The following is a 20850-nucleotide window of genomic DNA, read 5'->3' as shown; positions in this document are numbered from 1 at the left end:
CTGGATCTGTCTGAACGGCGTGGTGGAAGTGGCGGACGGTTCGCTGCAGGATGCAAATCGGAGCCTGCGCCCTGCCGGCCAACGTCAGCCCTTCAGTTCGATCAGCAGATCCTTCGCCGCCACGCGATCCCCCTGCTGAACATGGACTGCGGCGATTTCGCAGTCCCGCTCGGCCGCGATATGGGTCTCCATCTTCATCGCCTCCAGCGCCAGCAGCGTCGTGCCCGCGGCCACGCGCTGCCCCGGCTGCACCGCCACCGTCACGATCGAGCCGGGCATAGGCGCGGCCACATGCAGCGGGTTGTCGGGCTCGGCAACCGGACGGCTATGGCGCGCTGCCGCCGCTTGCGTGGGGCTGCGCTGCTCGACCAGCGTGGTGCGCGACTGCCCGTTCAGCTCGAACTGGACCTTGATGACACCCTCTTCGGCATCGGGGTGCGTGCCTTGCAGCGAGACCAGCAGGGTCTTGCCGGCGGCGATGTCGATCGCCACTTCTTCCTGCGGCTGCAGGCCGTACAGGTATGCCGGCGTGGGTACCACCGAGGTGTCGCTGTAGTTGCGCACATGCGCGTGGTACTCGCCGGCCTGCTTCGGATACATCAGGTACGAAGCCAGCTGGCGGTCGTCGAGCGGCTGCTCGCACGCCGCTTCGGCCGCGGCGCGCGCCGCGTCGAGGTCGACCGGCGGGATCTGGTCGCCGGGCCGGTATGGCACCGGCGGCTCGCCGCGCAGCACCTTGCGCGACAGTTCCGCGGGGAAGCCGTCGGGCGGAAAGCCCAGCTCGCCCTTGAACAGCGACACCACCGATTCAGGGAAGGCGGTTTCCTTGGCGGGATCGCACACATCGGCGGCGCTCAGGTCGTTGGCCACCATCATCAGTGCCAGGTCGCCGACCACCTTGGACGTCGGCGTCACCTTGACGATGTCGCCGAACATCTGGTTGACCTCGGCATAGGCGCGCGACACCTCGGTCCAGCGATGCTCGATGCCGAGCGAGCGCGCCTGCTCGCGCAGGTTGGTGTACTGGCCGCCGGGCATCTCGTGGCGGTACACGTCGGCGGTGCCGGCGCGGATTTCGGATTCGAACGGCGCGTAGTAGCGGCGCACCCCTTCCCAGTACATCGACGCTTCGTGCAGGCGCTCCAGGCTGAGGCCGGGATCGCGCTCGCTGCCGGCCAGGGCCGCGGCGATGCTCGACAGGTTGGGTTGCGAGGTCAGCCCGCTCATGGCGTCGAGCGCGCCGTCGACCGCATCGCAGCCGGCCTCGATCGCGGCCAGCGCCGAAGCGGCCGAGATGCCGCTGGTGTCGTGGGTATGGAAATGGACCGGCAGCCCGGTCTCTTCCTTGAGCGCCCTGACCAGTGCCGCCGCGGCCTGCGGACGGCAGATGCCGGCCATGTCCTTGATGCCCAGCACATGCACGCCGGCCTGCTTCAGCTCGCGCGCGATGCCGACGTAATACTTCAGGTCGTACTTGGCACGCGACTTGTCGAACAGGTCGCCGGTATAGCAGATCGCGCCCTCGCACAGCGCACCGCTCTCGCCAACGGCATCGATCGCCACGCGCATGTTGCGCACCCAGTTCAGCGAATCGAACACGCGGAACACATCCACGCCGGCACTGGCCGCCTGGCGCACGAAGAAGCGCACCACGTTGTCCGCATAATTGGTGTAGCCGACCGCGTTGGAGCCGCGCAGCAGCATCTGGAACAGCACGTTGGGAACGCGCTCGCGCAGTTGCTCAAGGCGCTGCCACGGGTCTTCCTTGAGGAAGCGCAGCGCCACGTCGAAGGTGGCGCCACCCCAGCACTCCAGCGAGAACAGCTGCGACAGTTCGCGCGCATAGAACGGCGCGATCGGCAGCATGTCGGCGGTGCGCATGCGCGTGGCGAACAGCGACTGGTGCGCGTCGCGCATGGTGGTGTCGGTCAGCAGCACCTGCTTCTGCTCCAGCATCCAGCGCGAGAACTTCTCCGCGCCCAGCTCGCGCAGCCGGTCGCGCGTACCGTAGGGCAACGCGCCGCTGGTGTCGAAGGCGGGCAGGACCGGTGCGGGCAGCGGCAGCGATGGCAGCGTGCGGCCGCTCATCTCCGGGTGCCCGTTGACGCTGACCTCGCCCAGGTAGCGCAGCAGCTTGGTGGCGCGATCCAGGCGCTTGGTGAACGCCAGCAGTTCCGGCGTCAGGTCGATAAAGCGCGTGGTGACGTCGCCGGACCGGAACGCGGGATGGTTGATGACGTTCTCGAGGAACTGCAGGTTGGACGCGACGCCGCGGATGCGGAACTCGCGCAGCGCACGGTCCATGCGCCGGATCGATTCGGGCGCGGTCGGCGCCCAGGTGGTGACCTTGACCAGCAGCGAATCGTAGTACGGCGTGATCACCGCGCCGCCGTAGGCGGTGCCGGCGTCCAGGCGCACGCCGAAGCCGGCCGCGCTGCGGTAGGCGGTGAGGCGGCCATAGTCCGGCAGGAAACCGTTCTCCGGGTCCTCGGTGGTGATCCGGCATTGCAGCGCATGACCGTTGAGCGAAATCGCTTCCTGCACCGGCACGCCCGCGGCGCGCACGACGATCTCGCCGTTTTCATTGCGCGTGTTCTCGGTCATGCCGATATGGCCGCCTTCGGTCACGCGGATCTGCGCCTTGACGATATCGATCCCGGTGACCATCTCCGTGACCGTGTGTTCGACCTGGATGCGCGGATTGACCTCGATGAAGTAGAACTGGCCGGAGTCGGCATCCATCAGGAACTCGACCGTACCGGCATGGGTGTAGCCGACTGCGCGCATCAGCCGCAGGGCCGATTCGCACAGCGCGGCCCGGCCGGCATCGTCGAGGTATGGCGCGGGCGCCCGCTCCACCACCTTCTGGTTGCGCCGCTGCACGGTACAGTCGCGCTCATAGAGATGCACGAGGTTGCCGTGCGTGTCGCCGAGCACCTGCACTTCGACATGGCGCGCGTTGCGCACCAGCTTCTCGACATACACCTCGTCGTTGCCGAACGCAGCCAGCGCCTCGCGCCGCGCCGCGGCCAGCGCCCCCTCAAGGTCCTGCTCGCGTTCCAGGACCCGCATGCCGCGGCCGCCACCGCCCCAGCTTGCCTTGAGCATCAGCGGATAGCCGATGCCGGCAGCCAGGCGTTTGCACGTATCCAGGTCATGCGGCAGCGGATCGGTTGCCGGCATCACCGGCACGCCCGCGTCGATTGCCGCGTTGCGCGCCGCCACCTTGTTGCCAAGCTTGCGCATGACCTCGGGCGACGGGCCGATCCAGCGGATACCCGCGTCGATCACGGCCTGCGCGAAGTCCGGGTTCTCTGAAAGGAAGCCATAGCCCGGATGAATGGCATCGACCTTCGCCTGCCTGGCAATGCGCAGGATATCGTCGATGTCGAGGTAAGCCGCCAGCGGCTTCTTGCCCTCGCCGACCAGGTAGCTCTCATCGGCCTTGAAGCGATGGAGCGCGAGGCGGTCTTCCTTCGAATAGATTGCCACCGTGCGCACGTTCATCTCGGCGGCCGCGCGCATCACGCGGATCGCGATCTCGGAACGGTTGGCAATCAGCAGGGAGCGGATAGGGGCGTAGTCCATGGGATGCAGGGAAGCGAACCAGCCGCGCGCAACCGCCGCGGCAGGGTCAGGTGATCGGGGATGCAGCACGGGCGCAAGGCTTGCCCGGGCTGCTAGTCGTATTGGGCAAATGGGGCGTGCGAGTCCATCCAGTCATAGTGCGCCGATGCAGCGGCCCACGCCCAGTTGGCACGCTTTGGCAATGGCTGGTTCCGATCGCCATGCTCGCTTCGGTTCTGGCCGGCAAGTGGCTGATCGCCGTCCCCGGCAAGCTCGCGGCTGTGCGCGCGGGCTCCGATTCTTCCGTAGTACATCGTGGTGCCTTCCTCATCAAGACCAGGTTCGCCTGCCCACGACGCAGCGCGATGCAGGGCGACGGCAGGTTTGCAGGCACGATGAAATACGCGCCCGTCCCGTCCTGCTGCCGCAAGAACCGGGCCACGGCCGGTTCAGGCACCATCCCATTGATTTGGCGGAGGATTTTCTTCCGAGGCCGGCCTAACGAATTTCAGAAATGAAATTTTTCATTTCATGGATGCCGCGGCCAATGCGCGATGCAGCACCTGTGGCGCGCGGCAACCGGGAGTGCCGGCGTGGGCAACGTGGCCAGGCTGACGACGCCCGCCCGGCCACGAATGCAGGCCTTCAGCAGGCAGCGGCCTGGGGCGCCGCCAGTGCGCAGTATGCGGGGGCGCCGGCCGTGGCAAGGCGGGCACAGTACGCCGGTTCTTCCGTCCTGGCGATGCGTGCGCAATACGCGGGCTCTTCCGCCCTGGCCATGCGCGCGCAGTACGCGGGCTCGTCCGTCCTGGCGATGCGCGCACAGTACGCGGCCTCTTCCGCCTTGGCCATGCGTGCGCAGTATGCCGGCTCCTCCGTCCTGGCGATGCGTGCACAGTACGCGGCCTCTTCCTCCTTGCCCATGCGTGCGCAGTATGCCGGCTCCTCGGTCCTGGCGATGCGTGCACAGTACGCGGCCTCTTCCGCCTTGGCCATGCGTGCGCAGTAAGCGGCCTCGTCGGCCGCCGCCCGGGCGCAATATGCCGCAGACGTCAGCGGGCTGCCGAATTCGCGCATGCTCAGCGCATCGCTCGCAGCGGCCATTTGCAGGAGGCGGGCCTCGTCTTCCGGACCGTCGATGCCGACGTAGGGGTCGTGGTGAAGGACATAGCCGAAGATGCGCTCGCAATCGCTGGCATAGCGCCTGGTGTCCAGGATGTGGGCATGCCAGAAGGCATCCACCTGCTCGCTGGGGACGGCGGGCGTGTCCGGATGCTTCGCCGCCAGCTTGAGGAATTGCCGGTAGCCGCTCTCCGCCTGCTCCAGCGATTCCGGCGACCAATGCGCATGCTTCTGATGCAGCAGCTTGGCCTTCATCCTGGAAAAGTCCAGGGCGTCGATGGCCTGCCACATGATTTCAATAGTACGGTCCTGCATGATCTAGCTCCCTGTTATTGGACTGCTTAAGCACGCACCGGACTGACGGGCAGTCAGGCGCGCATCGGTTGCGGTCCATGCTCGAGAGCGGGACCGTTCTCCATGCGGCTGGCCAGGAAGGCAGTGATCTTCGCTGGCGGCAGCGGATGGCTGAAGTAGTAGCCCTGCACTTCGTCGCAGCCTTCGCGGCGCAGGAATTCGAGTTGCACCTCGTTCTCCACGCCTTCGGCGACCACTTCGAGGCCAAGCCGGTGGCCAAGGCCGATCACCGCGCTGGTAATCTGCGTGTCGCTGCGGCTTTCCGGTATGTAGCGGACGAAGCTGCCGTCGATCTTGACCGTATCGATCGGGAAGCGGCTCAGGTACGCGAGCGAGGAGTAGCCGGTGCCGAAGTCGTCGATTGCCAGCCGGACACCGGTGCGCTTCAGGCGCGAGAGCCAGCTGGACGCCTGTTCGGCATCGCGCATGACCATGCTCTCGGTGAGTTCAAGCTCCAGCAGGTTGCCGGGCAGCCCGGCTTGCCGCAGGGCATCGATGATGGTCAGCCTGAGCGACTTGTCGGCGAACTGCCGTGCCGAAAGATTGACTGAAACACGCACCGGCGGCAGTCCCTGCGCGCGCCATGCGGCATTCTGCCGGCACGCTTCGCGCAGGGCCCAGGCACCGATCTCGACAATGGCGCCGCTCTGCTCCGCGAAGGGAATGAAATCTCCGGGCATGACCAGGCCGAGTTCCGGGTGGCGCCAGCGGATCAGTGCCTCGACCGCCGTGCACGCCCCCGACGCGAGCGCAATGCGCGGCTGGTAGTAGAGGATGAATTCGTCCTGCTCGAGCGCGCGGTGCAGGTGCGACTCCATGTCGATGCGCCGCTGCAGCGACGCGCTCATGCCCCGGCAGTAGAACTGGTAGCCGTTCTTGCCGAGCTGCTTGGCACCGTACATGGCCAGGTCGGCATGCTTGAGCAGGGTCTGCCAGTCGCTGCCGTCCTCGGGGAAGGAGCTGATGCCGATGCTTGCCGTCATGCGCAGTTCCGACTCGTTGACGACGAAGCCTGGCGCGAGCGCAGCCTGGATCCGGGCGATGGTCCGGTCCAGGATCGTCGAATCTCCCTTGGGGTCCAGCAGCACGACGAATTCATCGCCGCCGAAGCGGGTGATCAGCTCCACCTCATCCAGGCTGCCGCGCAAGCGGTCGGCCATCTCGCGCAGCACGATGTCGCCGGCGTTGTGGCCGATGGTGTCGTTCACGACCTTGAATTCGTCCAGGTCCACGAAAATGACATGCAGGGCCTGGCCGCTGGCGCGGGCACGGGTCAGCGCCTGCTCGAACTCGGCCTTGAACATGAGGCGGTTGGGCAGCCCGGTAAGGGCATCGTGATTGGCGATGAAGCGCAGGTTTTCCTCGGCCTGGCGCCGCAACAGGAAATGCCCGGTCTGATTGGCAATGCCGCTCGCCATCGCGAGCGCATGCGTATCGGGGCTGCGCTTGCTGCGGGAATAAAGTTCGACCACGCCGAGCGTCACGTGGCCCCGGCTCAGCGGGAAGGCGAACACCGTCCGGATGCCGCCGGCGTCGAGCCACCTGGCTTGCGGATGCCGGGCCATCGCGCTCCGGCTTGCATACCATTGCGGCGCCTGCAAGACCACGGCGCCGGCCGGCAATGCGGGGCGCTCGGCGAGCCAGGGCTGCAGCGTCTTGACGCGGGCCAGGTAGACCGGCGGCAGCTTCAGCCCCTGGCTGTCATCGCCAGGCCAGAAGGCACCGGCCTCCCAGTCCATGCCTTCGAGCAGCGTGTGGACGATCTCCTCCAGCACCTCGATCTCGCTGGTGGCGGTGGCCAGGTGCAGGGCAATCTGGTGTTCCTGCGTCCTGGCCTGCTCGGCGGACCTGCGCTGGCTGATGTCCTGCGCGGTGCCCCGCAGCACGGCGCTGTCCGCCGCCCCATGCGCGTGGCCGATCAGGTGCAGCCAGCCCCGGCGTCCGCGCCGCGACCGGTAGGGGCACTCGAACTCGAACGGCTGGCGATCCTGCAGGGCTGTCCGCATCCTTTCCCGCAGCACGGCGCGATGGCCGGCGTCGATCGCCTGGAACAGCGCTTCCGGAGTCGGCTTGTCGCCGCGCAAGCCTAGCAGGCGCGCCATCTCCTGGGAAAAGTGCGCGCTGTCCTGGTCCAGGTCGATGCGCCAGTCGCCCAGGTGGGCAATCTGCTGTGCCTCGGCAAGCGCGGCCTGGCTGTCGCGCAGGCTGTGCGTCATCTGGTCGGCCACGGCCACGGCGCGAGCGCGCGAACTCGACAACGCGTAGGCCAGCCACCCCAGCAGCACGCTGATGATCGCGCCGGAAATCACCACCAGCCCCGGCAGGTAGCGCTGCGGACCACTGATGGCCTTGGCATCGGCAGCAAATGCAATCACCCAGCGCCGTCCGCCGAAATTCCGCACCACGCTCTTGGCCAGGTCATGCTGGCCCGGGGCCGCCTGGCCGTCCGCCAGTACTGTCGCGCCATGCGCGGCACTGGCGTGGACGGCGCTGCCGCCGGCAACCCGGCTGCGTTCCCTGGCCGCCAGGCCGGTCACGCTGTCATAGAGCAGGTTGGCTGCGGAAGGCGGAACCGCAGCCTGCGCGAAGTCTCCGGCATCATGCACGCGGAACCGGATCCGGCGCAGGTTCTCATTGCTGACCAGGTCCTTCAGCAGGTCATCCACCCGGATCCCCGCGCCAACCGAGCCGACATAGGCGCGCCGGCGCGCTTCCACGGAATCCAGCTCGGGCACCTTGCGGTACACCGGCAGGCGCAGGGCGATGCCCACATGCGGGTTCTTTGCCTCGCTGAAGATCAGGCGCCCGCTGCTGACTGACTGCCCGGTATCGCGCGCGCGTTCCAGCGCGGCCAGGCGGCGTGGCTCGGCGCCCATGTCGATGCCGATCGACGCCAGGTTGAGGGCGAGCGGTTCGACATAGGTCAGCACGAAATGCCCCGGCCGCTGGCCGGGAGGGCGGACGTTGAACGTCACGCCCGCCTCGCGCAGGATCGGATCGCTGCGCTGCCGGGCGACAAAGGCGTCGATCTCGGCCGCCGGCACGTAGGGCGCGTAGTTCAGCGTCTGGAAACCGGGATAGCGCTGCGGCAGGTTCAAGCCGCTGACGAAATCGCGAAACTCGCCGCGCGAGACATGGTCGCTGGCGCCGAACAGCGCCTGCATGGTCACCAGTACATCGGTATAGAGGCGGATCCGTGTATCGATCTGCTGGATCACGTCGCCGGTATCGTTCTCAAAACGCAGGCGGACGTCCTTCTCAAGCAGGTCGGTGCAGAACGCATAGACGACAGCCGTCGTCATCAAGCCAAGCAGCAAGGTGCCCGCGGTGATGGTGCGCGACCCAAGCCGTCCAAGCGGGCGCAGCGCGCGCGCAAGCGTCTGGCGCAAGATTGTTTCCCCCCGGATGTCGATGGCAACCATGCGGCCGAACGTCCGTCACCAACGACTGATGCTAATAGTGCACTTATTGGCTGGGGTTTCTATTCGAAACCCGCGCTCTTATATGTCTTAACAATCTATAACAAGCGGGGAAAAACGGGCCCTGATTATCGCGACGTAAACACCCGACTTAAGTGGGGTTGCAGTTTTGCGAGATGCGGATCAGGACGACGGCTGCGGCACGGCGTGGCCCAGCGCCACCGCCAGCAGGAACTGCTCCTGCGATGGATCAAGCCCGAGGACGTCGTTCAGAAGCGTGTCGAAGACGCCGCCGAACGGGCGCGCGCTCAGCCCCAGCGCGGTGGCGGCAAGAATCAGGTTCTGCGACAGATGGCCGGACTCAGCCACCAGCATGCGATAGCCCCCCTCGCCATACTTGTACTCGTGCCGGGGAAAGTACCCGGTCAGGCAGATCAGCGCGGCACAGCCCGAGATCATTTCCCGTTCCGCCGGCAACATGGCTTCGATCAGGCGCTCGCGGGGCAGCGGCCGCACGCATTCCAGTTCCCCCTCATCCGGGCAGAGGTGATAGATGGCTGGGGGGAGCCCTTCCACATTGAGTATGACCGGGTAGATTTCGACCGCGTAGAGCCCTCCGCTTGACGGATAGGCGCGTAGCGTGGCGTCGCGCGAGGCTCCGCTCAGGATGCCGGTCGCGCCACAAGCGATCTGGAGCAGCGCGTCGAACGGCTGGCGGGAAACCGGCAGGCCGGTATAGGCGCGCTGCGAACGCCGGGCCCGCGTGATGGCATGGAAGGCCTCGAGCTCTGCGGGGACGGATCGCCCGAGCGTCGTTCTTGGCGCGCCAGGATAAGCGCGATGCCCACCGTCAGTTGCCAGATGCAGGACGGCATCGCGGTCCAGGCCGCCGCCGGCAAGCACACCCTTTTTTGTGAGGGTATGCGGATGCCGCGCTGATGTATGACGACAAGTCGGTCACGGGCCTGCAGGTGCAGGCCCTGCTCGACGAGCAGCTGTACCTGGTGGGGCGGCCAGGCACGCTGCCACAGGCCGGGCCGCTTTCCGTCATGGACCTGGAGGGACTGGCGCTGGTGCTGCCGAATCCGCCGCATGGCCTTCGCAATGTGGTGGAGCATGCTTATGCCGTTTCCGGTATTGACCTCGTTATTGCCGCCGAAACCAATTCGCTCAGCATGCAGAAGTCGCTGGTAGCGAAAGGCTTCGCCCATACCATCCTGCCAAGTTCCGCCATCTCCGACGACCTGGCGCGTGGCACCCTGGCCGCCGCGCCCATTGCCTCGCCGGCCCTGTCTCGCCGCATCCTTCTTGCGCGGCTTGCCACACGCACCCAATCCACCGCCGCCTCCTGTGCGACCGCCGCGCTCGTGTCGCTGATGAAGCGCCTGGTGCAGGACGGCATCTGGCGCGGTGCGACATGGATCGGCGCGTAAAAAAAATCGCCATGGCATCGCGGCTGCTCACGGGGTGCCAGCGGATCGCGAACGGATTGGCCGGCGGCGCCTCCGTAATGATCCAGACACTCCTGGCCTGCCTGGCAAGAGGTTCGGACCTGGATTTGTCATCGAAAAATGCAAGGCATTCGCTTCGGTGGATCAGTGGTCATGATGTTAGAACTGATACTCATCGAAGGTGAAATTCAACTTGCTGATCTGAAGGATCAGTTAACGTGATACCGGGCGCCGCGACGCAATCCGGTATGTCAGGGACGATTTGGCAAGAAGGCCGGATCGCCGCACCAGGACAGCGCGGTTCAGCGCTTGGATGTCGTCGTCGGACCAGCCGCGGCCAATGCCTTCAGCTCGCGGGTGTTGAAGAAGTGCTCGCGCACACAGGCGCCGTCCCTCGACGTCGAGGTCTGGTGGTCGGCGTCGATGCATTCCATCGTCCGCCGCGCCAGGATGCCGGCCTTGTCGCCATTCACCGCATGATCCATGCCCCGCATCACGCCAGGCGCGCCCGGGCATCAAGCCGGATCCAGGACGTCCGACCTCGGCTGGAACCGGTGGATATGAATCGTCTGCCAGACGCCGGCCTGATAGAACGGATCGGACCGGTTAAAGGCGATCACGTCCTCCTTGCTCCTTGCCCGGACCAGGAACAAGCTACCGATCATGTGCTCACCCCCGTCGGACATCAGCGGGCCGCGCAGCACGCATTCGACAGGCGCCGCGGCCAGGTAGGCACGGTGCGCGTCATGGCTTGCCAGCCGGCGCGGCAGCGCGTCGGCATGGTCCAGGCAATGGATGATGAAGTACGTGTCGTCCGGGTCCATCGGTGCTGCTCCGCATGCTGCCATCAGGAGACTCCTGGCACGGGCGGCGCGCTCGCGGCCGGCATCGGCGTCGAGGCCCAGGCCAGCATCTGCCATGCGCCCTGATGGCGCCTCCACACGCTGAGAAAGCGGTTGTCGAGCGTGCGCTCCGCCCCGTCCACCACGGCCCTGAGCAGGGCCTTGCCCTGCATCACGGCCAGGTCGCCGTAGATCGCCTGCCCCACCTCCGCCAGGCTCGCATGCAGGTAGCGCACCCGCCCGCTGCGGATCGAGCCAAGGTACTCCGCCTTGCTCTCGCGCAATGCCGAGGAGTGCGTATAGGAAAGCTCGTCAGCCAGCAGGGCATCGAGCGCAGCCAGGTCGCCGGACAGCATGGCGCGATACCGCGCCTGATCGGCTTGCGTGAGTGCGGCAAGGTCCGCGGGTTCGCCCAATGCCATCGTCGTGGTCTCCAGGTCAGCCATGAAGGTAAGCCTTCACCAGGGTCTTGTCGTTCAGCAGCGCCTGCCATTCGCCGCGCCGGACTTCATGGATCACGCGCCCCACTGACAGCACGTAGGCGCGATCCGTCATGTCCGCGGCGATCGCCACGCTTTGTTCGACCAGCAAGATGCTCAGCCCACGCGCGCGCAGCTGGTTCAGCACCGCCAGAATCTCCTTGACGATGCGGGGCGCCAGGCCGGTGGTGAGTTCATCCATGATCAGGAGGTCGGGCTGGAGCAACAGTGCGCGCGCGATCGCCACCATCTGCTGCTGCCCGCCGGACAGCAGCCCGACCGCGCTGTCGGCACGTTCGCGCAGCAGCGCAAACAGATCGCATACATCGTCATAGGTGTAGCGCAGCGCGCCGCCGCGGGCGCGCTTGCCGGCATGCTCGGCCAGGCGCAGGTTGTCGCGCACCGACAGCTCGGCGAACAGGTTGCGGTTTTCCAGCACTACGCCGATGCCATGCCTGAAGCGGCGATGCCCGGGGACATGGCCGATCTCCGCCCCGTCCTTGACGATGCTGCCGGCCATCGGCCGGATCAGGCCGGCCAGCGTGCGCACCAGCGCGGTCTTGCCGGCGCCGTTGGCGCCCACCACCGCCACCGCCTCGCCCGGCGCGACCGTCATGTCGACATCGTGCAGCACCGGCACCGCGCCGTAACCGGCGCGCAGGCCTTTCACGTTCAGCATGGTCAGACTCCCAGATAGGCTTCACGCACGCGCGGATCGGCCTGCACCTCGTGCAGCGCCCCGCTGGCGATGATTTCACCGTAATAGAGGACATGGGCCGTGCCGCAGATCGTCATCAGCCCCATGTCGTGCGAGACCAGCAGGATGGTCATGCCCTCCTGGTGCAGACGCACGATCCATGCGCGCAGCAGTTCGATCTCTTCGCTGTTCAGCCCCGACGACGGCTCGTCCAGCAACAGCAGTCCCGGATTGCCGATACAGGCACGCGCCAGTTCGACGATGCGCCGCTGGCCGGCCGGGAGGGTGCCGGCCCGGAGCTGCAGCAAGCGCTCCAGCCCGAATTTCCCGGCACATGCCAGCGCCGCATCGTGCATGGCCGCCAGCTCGCGGCGCGACGCCGGCGTGCGCAGCATCGCCTGCAGCACGCCCGCGTGGGTGGCCTTGTGGCAGCCTGCCATCAGGTTCTCGAGCACGGTCATGTGCTCGAACACCTGCGGCGTCTGGAAGGTGCGCACCAGGCCGGCGCGGCTGCGCTGCTGGACGGTGTCGGCGGTGATGTCCCGCCCCGCGAGCGACACCTTGCCCCCCTTCGGGCGCAGGAAGCCGGAGACGATATTGAAGCAGGTGGTCTTGCCGCTGCCGTTCGGGCCGATCAGGCCGACGATATGGCCGGCCGGCACGTCGAAGCTGACATTGCGCAGCACCTCCAGCCCGCCGAAGCTGTGCGCGACCGCGTCGAGGCGCAGCAATGCCTGCGCCGGGCGCACGGCTTGTGGCGCCGTGCCAAAAGCAGGAACGGGATGGTTCATCTTGCCTCCTTCAGTCCAAGCATGCGCTGCAGCGCACCAGCGATGCCGCCCATCATCCCGCCGGGCATCAGCGTGACCACCAGCACCAGCACCGTGCCGAACAGCACCTGGTGGAAATCCCCCAGCCCGCTCAGCAGTTCCGGTACGAGCGAGACGAACAGCGCGCCAAGGATCACGCCATAGGTCGAGCGGGCCCCCGCCACCACCGGCACCAGCAGGAACACGATGGAACGCTCCGCCGTAAAGCTCTGCACGCTGACGAACGACACGTAGTGGGCAAACAAGGTTCCGGCCAGCGAGCCCAGCATGGCCGACAGCACGAACATCGAGGTCTTCAGCCGGTGCATGTCCACGCCCAGCACCTGCGCCGCCGGCGCGGCATCGCGCATCGCCCGCATGGCCAGGCCCGGGCGGCCCTTGACCAGGTTGTCGACCAGCCACAGCAGCACCGCGAGCAGCGGCCAGACGAAGTAGTAGTAGCGCTCCGGGGTGTCCAGCACATAGCCGAACCAGGACAGCTTGGGAATGCCGCCGATTCCCAGCGTGCCGCCGGTCAGCCAGTCCCACTCGAAGAACAGCACGTTGGCGATGCTTCCCACCGCCAGCGTCGCCAGCGCCAGGAAGAAGCCGCCCAGGCGCAGCACCGGCACGCCGATGGCCGCAGCCAGCGCGGCGCTGATGACCAGTCCGGCAGCCGCACCGGCCAACGCCGGCCAGCCCAGCGCCGTGGTGCAGTACGCCGAGGCGTATGCGCCGATGCCGTAGAACGAGGCCTGCGCCAGATTGACGATGCCGCACTGCCCCAGCAGCAGGCCCACGCCAAGGCCGCCCACGGCCAGGATGGCGGCGAAGTTGAGCAGATCGACGTGATGCCGCGACAGCAGCTGCCCGGCCGCCACCCACAGCAACACGCCAGCCAGGATGAACGCGCGTGACGGGTTCATGGTTATCCTCCCTTGCGCCCGGCCCGGCCCAGCACGCCGTTGGGCAGCAGAATCATGATGACGATCAGGATCGACAGCGCGATCACGTCGCGATAGCCAGACGGGAAACCCACCACCGCCAGCGATTCGGCCAGGCCGAGCAGCAGGCCGCCCGCCACGGCCCCGAGCGGATTGCCCAGGCCGCCGAGAATGGCCGCGGCGAAGCCCTTCAGCGTGAGGCCGATGCCCATCTGGTAGTTCATCGACAGCAGCGGCGTGACCAGCACGCCGGCGATCGCGCCGAACCCGCCGCCGAGCAGGAACGTGTACGTGCGCATGCGGCGCACGTTGATGCCGGTGGTGGTGGCGCCATCCGGATCGAGCGAGGCAGCGGTCATGGCCAGGCCCGCCAGGGTCCTGGTGTAGAACAGGCGCAGCGCACCGACCAGCAGCACCGCAATGCCGGTCAGCGCCAGCGCATGCACGGGCGTGGTGGCGCCGAACAGCTCCACCACCCCCTCCCCGCCAATCGCCGGCAGCAGGTGCGAATCCCGGCCGCCGAAGTAGAGCGCCGCGGCCGACAGCGCAAAGGCCAGGCCAATGGTCAGCAGCAGGAAGCTCTCTTCGCCGGCGCCGCGGCGCAGCATCGGCCGCACGAACAGCACGTCGATGGCCAGGCCGCTGGCGGCACCGGCGGCAATGCCGCCGGCAATCGCCAACGCATATGGCAGGCCCAGCGCCTTCAGCGCGAACACCGCCACCAGCGCGCCGATCACCGCGAACTCGCCCTGCATCGCATTGACGATGCGCGTGCCCTTGAAGATGATGGCCATGCCCACGCCGATCAGCGCGTAGACAAAGCCATTGGTGATCCCGGACAGGATCGCCTGGAATACGAGGGTGGTGGACATACCAGCTCCTTTCCCGCGACCGTCGCAGGCTATGGTTTGGCCTTGTAGGGCAGCCGCTCGAACTGGCCCTTCTGCAGCTTCGAGTACGTGAAGCCGGCCAGCGTCATGCCGCCCATATCGGGCGCGGCGAAGTCGTAGCCGCTGGTGACGCCCTGGTAAGGCCGGCGCAACGCGCTGCACAGCTTGTCGCCCGGCGCATCGGCACCGGCCGCCTTCAGGCCCGCGGCCAGGGCCATGACCGCATCCCAGCCCACCGCCGAGAAATGCTTGGGCAGCTTGCCGTACTCCTTGCGGAAGGTCTCGACAAATTCCTTCTGCCCGGGCAGCGGGTCTTCGGACACGATGAACTCGGGATGGATGATGTTGTCCGCGGCCTCGCCCATGGCCTTGACGGTCTCGTAGGTAGCCGTGCCATGCACGGAGATGATGGGAACGCCGACCTTCAGCTGGCGCACGTTGCGGAACGGCGCGGGCGAGGTCGAGATGACGATGATCGCATCCGGCGTGGCCGCCTTGATCTTGGCCGCCTGGGTGGTGACATCGGTGGCGGCGATCTCGAACTTCTCCACCTGTATGAAGCTGACGCCGTACTCGCGGTCCAGCGTCTTCAGGCTGGTCCATACCACCTGCCCGTAGCCCGAGTCATGCAGCACGCCGACGCGCTTCAGGCCGTTGTCGCGCGCATAGGCCAGCACGGCACGCGCGTTGAGCTCCTGCGACGGCGTCAGGTGGAACACACAGTGGCGTTCACGCTCCACCGCGGGCCCCAGTCCCGAGAACGAGAACAGGGGCACCTTCTGCGCCTGTGTGATGCCGCCGATTGCAACCGTCTGTGCAATGCCCGATGGCCCGACGATGGCGCGAACCTTGTGCGTATGGAGCAGCGCGTTCGCCTTGGCGACGGCGGAATCCGGGCTGGAGCCGTCGTCTTCGACAATCATTTCCAGCGGCCGCCCGCCAATGCCCCCACGGGCATTGACGACCTTCTGCGCCAGCAGCGCGCCTTCGCGCTCGGCCTGGCCCACGGCGGCAAGGCCGCCGGTGATCGAGAACAGGCCGCCGATGCGGACCGGTTCGGCGCCGGGCTTGCCCTGGGCCAGCACCGGCGGCATCGCCAGCGCCAGGGCAAGCCCGGCGGCGACGAACAGGGCGCGTGGCGCCCGGGTGATCGGGTTGTGTTTCATGTCTCCATCCTTTTTTATAGCTATCGGGTTGGCCCGATTACACTGCGCCGGGCTCGCCTGCCCACTCGAGCACATCGGCCAGCGCGGCGATGTCGAGATGGTCCTGCCGGCGCTGCTGCATCAGCGCCAGGTATTGCCGCACCAGCGACGACATCGGCAGCGCGACCACGTTGTCGCGGGCCACCGCCAATGCCAGGTCGAGGTCCTTCACCACCAGCGAGATCGGGCCGACGGCGGCGTAGTCGCGCTGCTTGAGCTGCTCTGCCTTGGTGCGGTAGTGGGCGCTGCCGACGATGCTGTCGTTGATCGCATCGACCATCAGCGCGCGGTCCAGCCCGGCGCGCGCGCCGAATGCCAGCCCTTCGCCGATCACCGCGGTGCTCATGAACACCATCATGTTGATCATCAGCTTGATGACGCGGGCCTCGTCCGCGCCGCCCACGTAGGACTGGCGCGCGGTCAGGCACGCCAGAATGGGCTGCACCGCGTCGAAGGCCGGCCGCGGCCCGGACACGAAGCAGCTCAGCTGCGCGCTGGCCGCCAGCGATACCGTGCCCGACACCGGCGCGCGCAGAAAAGCGGCGCCGCGCTGCACGAGCGCGGCGGCCACCTCGGCCGAGGCGTCGGGCGAGACCGTGCTCATGTCGACAAAGACCTTGTCCGCCGTTGCGGCCCCGGCAACGCCGCCAGGGGCCAGGAACAGGTCGCGCAGCCCGCCATCGTCGAAGATCGTCGAGAACACCACATCGGATTCCGCCACCAGTGCCTGCGCGGACGGCGCCACCGCGGCCCCGGCAGCGGCCACCGCCTCGCACTGCGCCGGCACACGGTCGAAGACCTTGAGCAGGTAGCCGGCTTTCAGCAGGTTCAGGCACATCGGCCGGCCCATGGCGCCAACGCCGATCCATCCAAGCCGCGGTGATTGCACCGTGTGTGCGTTGCTTGTGTTGGTCATGGCCCGCCCCCTACTCGACCCTGACGCCGGACAGCTCGACCAGCTTGCGGGTCTGGCGGGTCTGCGTCTCGATGTACTGCGAGAACTGCGCCGGGCTCAGCTTCATCGGCACCATCCCCTGCGCGGCGAAGTGCTTCTCGACGAAGTCCTTGTCGTCCAGGATCTCGCGGATGGTGGCATTCAGCTTGTCGACCACTGCGCGCGGCACCTTGGCCGGGGCCAGCACGCCGTAGACGGCCGAGATATCCATGTCCTTGTAGCCGGCTTCGGCAAAGGTCGGCACCTGCGGCAGCGCGCGCGTGCGCTTGTCGCCGCTGACGGCGAGCACCTTGAGCTTCTTTGCCGCAACAAAGCTCTGGATCGTCGGCAGCGCCGGGAAGGTCATCAGGATCTGGCCGCCGACGACGTCTGCCACCGCCGGCGCCGAGCCCTTGTACGGCACGTGGACCAGGTCGGTGCCGGCCAGCTTGTTGAACAGCGCGCCCATCAGGTGCGGCTGGCTGCCGCTGCCGAACGAGCCGTAGCTGAGGGCTTGCGGGCGGCCCTTGGCATACGCGGCCAGGTCCTTGACGCTGTCCACCGGCAGGCTGCCCGAGACGGCCATGACCAGCGGCACGTAGCCGATCGTTGCCACCGGGGCAAAGTCGCGCGCGACGTTGTACGACACCGACGGCAGCACCACCGGGTTGAGCACGAAGGTGGCATCGTTGGTGAGCAGCAGCGTGTAGCCGTCGGGCTGCGCCTTGGCCACCGCGTCGGCGCCGATCACGGTATTGGCACCGCTCTTGTTTTCCACCACCACCGGCTGGCCCAGCTTCTCAGACATGCGCTGCGCCAGTTGCCTGGCGATGATGTCGGTGGTTCCGCCCGGTGCGTAAGGCACCACCATGCGGATCGGCTGCGTGGGATAGGTCTGCGCCAGTGCGGCGCCCGTGCCTGCCAGGCAGGCCAGGCCGAAGGCTGCGGCACGCAGCGCGTGAATCGTATGAAATTGCCAGGACATAAGGTCTCCATCCATTGTCTGTGTCGACGGTGCCGGCTCGGACGGCCGGCTGCCGTCAGGGGATCATTCAGTCAAAGAGCCAGGGCTCCAATTGCCGCCGCGCCTGTTCGTAATCCCGGATCTGCCCGGCATGGCGCAGCGCCAGCGCGATATCGTCCAGGCCGTTCAGCAGGCAGTGCTGCTTGAACGGATCCAGCGTGAAGGCAATGGCCTCACCCGACGGCGTCACCACCTGCAGCGCGGCGAGGTCCACCTGCAGCCGGTAGCCCGGCGTGGCCGCGATCTCGGCGAACAGGCGCTCGACCACGTCCGGCGCCGCGACGATCGGCAGCAGGCCGTTCTTCAGGCAGTTGTTGTAGAAGATGTCAGCAAAGCTGGGCGCGATCAGCGCGCGCAGGCCGAAGTCCTCCAGCGCCCACGGCGCATGTTCGCGCGATGAGCCGCAACCGAAGTTCTCGCGCGCCAGCAGGATCGAGGCGCCGCGGTAGCGCGGCTGGTTCAGCACGAAATCCGGGTTGAGGGGCCGGCTGCTGCAGTCCTGTCCGGGCTCGCCGTGGTCGAGGTAGCGCCAGTCGTCGAACAGGTAGGGGCCGAAGCCGCTGCGCCGGATCGACTTCAGGAACTGCTTCGGCAGGATGGCGTCGGTATCGACATTGGCTCGGTCCAGCGGCGCCACCAGGCCGTCCAGCGTGGTAAAGGCTCTCATTGCTCGGTTTCCTCCGGTGGTCTACAGCGAGCGCACATCGATGAAGTGGCCCGCCACCGCGGCCGCGGCCGCCATCTGCGGGCTGACCAGGTGGGTGCGCCCGCCCGGCCCCTGCCTGCCTTCGAAGTTGCGGTTAGAAGTGGAAGCGCAGCGCTCGCCGGCCGCCAGGCGGTCATCGTTCATGCCCAGGCACATCGAACAGCCCGGTTCGCGCCATTCGAAGCCGGCGGCGATGAACACCTGGTCCAGCCCCTCGGCCTCGGCCTGCGACTTGACCAGCCCGGAGCCCGGCACCACCAGCGCCTGCCTGATGCGCGGCGAGACATGGCGCCCGCGCAGCACCGCCGCCGCGGCGCGCAGGTCTTCCAGGCGCGCATTGGTGCATGAGCCGATGAATACCTTGTCCAGCGCGACCGCCTCGATCGGCGTATTCGGCAGCAGGCCCATGTAGTCCAGCGCCTGCTCGATGCTCTTGCGCCGCACCGGGTCGCGCTCGTCGCGCGGATCGGGAATGCGCTCGCCGACGGCCACCACCATTTCCGGCGAGGTGCCCCAGGTCACATGCGGGCGGATCGCGGTGGCATCCAGCTCCACCACGGCATCGAAGGCGGCGCCCGGATCGCTGCGCAGCGTGCGCCAGTAGCCGGTGGCGGCGTCCCACATCGCACCGGCCGGTGCCTGCGGGCGACCGTCCAGGTAGGCCAGCGTGGTTTCATCCACCGCCACCATGCCGGCGCGCGCGCCCGCTTCGATCGCCATGTTGCACACGGTCATGCGCGCCTCCATGCTGAGGCCGCGGATCGTGCTGCCGGCAAACTCGATCACGTGACCGGTGGCGCCGGCGGTGCCGATGCGGCCGATCAGCGCCAGCGCGATGTCCTTGGCGGACACGCCACGGGGCAGCTCGCCCTCCACCCGCACCAGCATCGACCTGGGCTTCTTCATCCACAGGCATTGCGCAGCCAGCACCTGCTCGACTTCAGAGGTGCCGATGCCGAAAGCGAATGCCGCGAACGCGCCGTGCGTGGACGTGTGCGAGTCGCCGCAGGCAATGCTCATGCCGGGCAAGGTGGCGCCGCGCTCCGGACCGACCACGTGCAGGATGCCCTGGCGCGGATCGTCCATGCCGAAGTTGACGATGCCGGTGTCTGCGCAGTTCTGGTCCAGGGCCTCGACCTGCGCGCGGCTGACGGGATCGGCAATGCCCAGCTTGCGCGCGGTGGTCGGCACGTTGTGGTCGGCCGTTGCCAGCACGGAAGCGGCGCGCCACACCTTGCGCGCGTTCAGGCGCAGGCCTTCGAAGGCCTGCGGGCTGGTCACCTCGTTGACCAGGTGGCGGTCGATATAGATCAGCGCGGGTCCGTCCGGCTCCTGGTGGATCACGTGGCTGGCCCAGAGCTTGTCGAGCAGGCTCGCCGGGCGGTCGGGTTCAGTCATGGGGGTCTCTCCTTGTATTTCTCGTGGCGGATGCGGGTTACCTTGCGCCCACCCACTCAGGCACCGGATGCAGCTCGGTGCTCTTGCCGGCCTTGACCACCTGCCCGGAAATATCGTGTCCGACCAGCGCCGGCAGCTCGCGCGCCGCGCCAAGCAGCCGGTCCAGGTCGACACCGGTGTCGATGCCGGAAGACTCCAGCATGTGCACCAGGTCTTCCGTGCAGATATTGCCGGTCGCGCCCGGCGCAAAGGGGCAGCCGCCCAGCCCGCCCAGCGACGCATCGAAACTGTCCACGCCCGCCGCCAGACCGGCCAGCACATTGGCCAGGCCCATGCCGCGCGTGTTGTGGAAATGCAGGGTCAGCGGCACGCCCGGGAACCAGCGCAGGAACGCCTCGACCAGCTTGCTCACCTGGCGCGGGTCGGCCATGCCGGTGGTATCGGCCAGCGTGATGCTGTCCATGCCCAGTTCCAGGTAGCGGCCCGCGGCCCACTTCACCCGTTCCGGCGCGATCTCGCCTTCGAACGGGCAGCCGAACGCGGTCGCCACGCAGCCGCTGACAGCCAGATCGGCCGACTGAGCCAGCTGCATCACGCCGCGGAACTGCTCAAGCGACTGTTCGCAGGTCATGCGCATATTGGCCAGGTTGTGCGTCTCGCTGGCCGACATCACCAGGTTGATCTCGTCGAGATCGCACTCCAGTGCGCGCTCGCAGCCGCGCGCATTGGGCACCAGCGCGGTGTAGACCACGCCCGGATGGCGGCGGATGCCTTTCGCGACCGCCTCGGCATCGCGCAGGTTCGGGATCGCCTTGGGCGAGACAAAGGAGGTGATCTCGATCCTGGCCAGGCCGGTTTCCGAGAGGCGGTCGATCAGCGCGATCTTCTGTTCGGTGGGGACGAATTCAGGCTCGATCTGGAAGCCGTCGCGCACGGACACTTCATTGATGCGCACGCGCCGGGGGGCATTAGGAAGCCACATGGTTCTTTCCTTTCTTTCCTTTTCGTA

Annotated in this window: 19 protein-coding genes; 2 read left to right on the top strand and 17 right to left on the bottom strand. The window is 67.2% G+C overall.

The window, feature by feature from the left end:
* Positions 1-84 precede the first annotated feature (84 nt).
* Complete coding sequence (locus AC3WVS_RS26710) at positions 85-3588, bottom strand: pyruvate carboxylase (protein ID WP_492321012.1); 3504 nt, start codon at positions 3586-3588, stop codon at positions 85-87.
* A gap of 200 nt (positions 3589-3788) precedes the next feature.
* On the opposite strand from AC3WVS_RS26710, the gene AC3WVS_RS26705 reads away from it, so the two are divergent.
* Entirely contained in the window at positions 3789-4085 is a 297-nt protein-coding gene (locus tag AC3WVS_RS26705) for a hypothetical protein (protein ID WP_492321011.1), read from the top strand.
* A gap of 127 nt (positions 4086-4212) precedes the next feature.
* On the opposite strand, the gene AC3WVS_RS26700 is transcribed toward AC3WVS_RS26705, so the two are convergent.
* The 3 genes from AC3WVS_RS26700 to AC3WVS_RS26690 form a co-directional block, all read right to left on the bottom strand.
* The gene (locus AC3WVS_RS26700; RefSeq protein ID WP_492321010.1) at positions 4213-5004 is read right to left on the bottom strand and encodes a glycine-rich domain-containing protein; all 792 of its coding nucleotides are present in this window, start codon (positions 5002-5004) and stop codon (positions 4213-4215) included.
* Between the two features lie 53 nt (positions 5005-5057).
* Positions 5058-8465, bottom strand: a complete 3408-nt coding sequence (locus AC3WVS_RS26695; RefSeq protein WP_492321009.1) for a bifunctional diguanylate cyclase/phosphodiesterase — start codon at positions 8463-8465, stop codon at positions 5058-5060.
* Positions 8466-8645: 180 nt separating this feature from the next.
* Positions 8646-9365 carry a SagB/ThcOx family dehydrogenase gene (locus AC3WVS_RS26690; RefSeq protein WP_492321008.1) on the bottom strand — a complete coding sequence of 240 codons (720 nt, stop codon included), beginning with the start codon at positions 9363-9365 and terminating at the stop codon, positions 8646-8648.
* 35 nt (positions 9366-9400) lie between these two features.
* Here AC3WVS_RS26690 and AC3WVS_RS26685 point away from each other — a divergent pair, with 35 nt between their 5' ends.
* Complete coding sequence (locus AC3WVS_RS26685; protein ID WP_492321007.1) at positions 9401-9895, top strand: LysR substrate-binding domain-containing protein; 495 nt, start codon at positions 9401-9403, stop codon at positions 9893-9895.
* A gap of 320 nt (positions 9896-10215) precedes the next feature.
* Here AC3WVS_RS26685 and AC3WVS_RS26680 read toward each other — a convergent pair whose 3' ends face one another.
* The 13 genes from AC3WVS_RS26680 to AC3WVS_RS26620 all read right to left on the bottom strand — a co-directional run bounded on the left by AC3WVS_RS26680 (position 10216) and on the right by AC3WVS_RS26620 (position 20823).
* Entirely contained in the window at positions 10216-10398 is a 183-nt protein-coding gene (locus AC3WVS_RS26680; RefSeq protein ID WP_492321054.1) for a hypothetical protein, read from the bottom strand.
* Positions 10399-10428: 30 nt separating this feature from the next.
* Complete coding sequence (locus AC3WVS_RS26675) at positions 10429-10737, bottom strand: YciI family protein (protein WP_492321006.1); 309 nt, start codon at positions 10735-10737, stop codon at positions 10429-10431.
* A 23-nt stretch (positions 10738-10760) separates the two neighbouring features.
* The gene (locus tag AC3WVS_RS26670) at positions 10761-11201 is read right to left on the bottom strand and encodes a nuclear transport factor 2 family protein (protein ID WP_492321005.1); all 441 of its coding nucleotides are present in this window, start codon (positions 11199-11201) and stop codon (positions 10761-10763) included.
* Positions 11194-11913: an ABC transporter ATP-binding protein gene (locus AC3WVS_RS26665; protein WP_492321004.1), complete on the bottom strand. Its 720-nt coding sequence runs from the start codon at positions 11911-11913 to the stop codon at positions 11194-11196. Before AC3WVS_RS26665 ends, AC3WVS_RS26670 begins: the two co-directional genes overlap by 8 nt.
* A 2-nt stretch (positions 11914-11915) precedes the next feature.
* Positions 11916-12722: an ABC transporter ATP-binding protein gene (locus tag AC3WVS_RS26660; protein WP_492321003.1), complete on the bottom strand. Its 807-nt coding sequence runs from the start codon at positions 12720-12722 to the stop codon at positions 11916-11918.
* Positions 12719-13666 carry a branched-chain amino acid ABC transporter permease gene (locus tag AC3WVS_RS26655; RefSeq protein WP_492321002.1) on the bottom strand — a complete coding sequence of 316 codons (948 nt, stop codon included), beginning with the start codon at positions 13664-13666 and terminating at the stop codon, positions 12719-12721. Before AC3WVS_RS26655 ends, AC3WVS_RS26660 begins: the two co-directional genes overlap by 4 nt.
* Positions 13667-13668: 2 nt before the next feature.
* A complete protein-coding gene (locus AC3WVS_RS26650; protein ID WP_492321001.1) occupies positions 13669-14556 on the bottom strand; it encodes a branched-chain amino acid ABC transporter permease in 888 nt (295 codons plus the stop codon).
* A gap of 29 nt (positions 14557-14585) precedes the next feature.
* Positions 14586-15740, bottom strand: a complete 1155-nt coding sequence (locus AC3WVS_RS26645) for an ABC transporter substrate-binding protein (RefSeq protein ID WP_492321000.1) — start codon at positions 15738-15740, stop codon at positions 14586-14588.
* A 37-nt stretch (positions 15741-15777) separates the two neighbouring features.
* A complete protein-coding gene (locus AC3WVS_RS26640; protein WP_492320999.1) occupies positions 15778-16695 on the bottom strand; it encodes an NAD(P)-dependent oxidoreductase in 918 nt (305 codons plus the stop codon).
* Positions 16696-16705: 10 nt separating this feature from the next.
* The gene (locus AC3WVS_RS26635) at positions 16706-17698 is read right to left on the bottom strand and encodes a Bug family tripartite tricarboxylate transporter substrate binding protein (RefSeq protein WP_492320998.1); all 993 of its coding nucleotides are present in this window, start codon (positions 17696-17698) and stop codon (positions 16706-16708) included.
* 67 nt (positions 17699-17765) lie between these two features.
* The gene (gene leuD / locus AC3WVS_RS26630; RefSeq protein WP_492320997.1) at positions 17766-18404 is read right to left on the bottom strand and encodes a 3-isopropylmalate dehydratase small subunit; all 639 of its coding nucleotides are present in this window, start codon (positions 18402-18404) and stop codon (positions 17766-17768) included.
* 21 nt (positions 18405-18425) lie between these two features.
* Positions 18426-19841 carry a 3-isopropylmalate dehydratase large subunit gene (gene leuC / locus AC3WVS_RS26625; protein ID WP_492320996.1) on the bottom strand — a complete coding sequence of 472 codons (1416 nt, stop codon included), beginning with the start codon at positions 19839-19841 and terminating at the stop codon, positions 18426-18428.
* A gap of 37 nt (positions 19842-19878) precedes the next feature.
* Positions 19879-20823 carry a hydroxymethylglutaryl-CoA lyase gene (locus tag AC3WVS_RS26620; protein ID WP_492320995.1) on the bottom strand — a complete coding sequence of 315 codons (945 nt, stop codon included), beginning with the start codon at positions 20821-20823 and terminating at the stop codon, positions 19879-19881.
* Positions 20824-20850: the final 27 nt, after the last annotated feature.

This window comes from Cupriavidus sp. CPT47-8839-RL05A (assembly GCF_058792255.1).
This window is presented reverse-complemented; position numbering and strand designations above follow the sequence as displayed.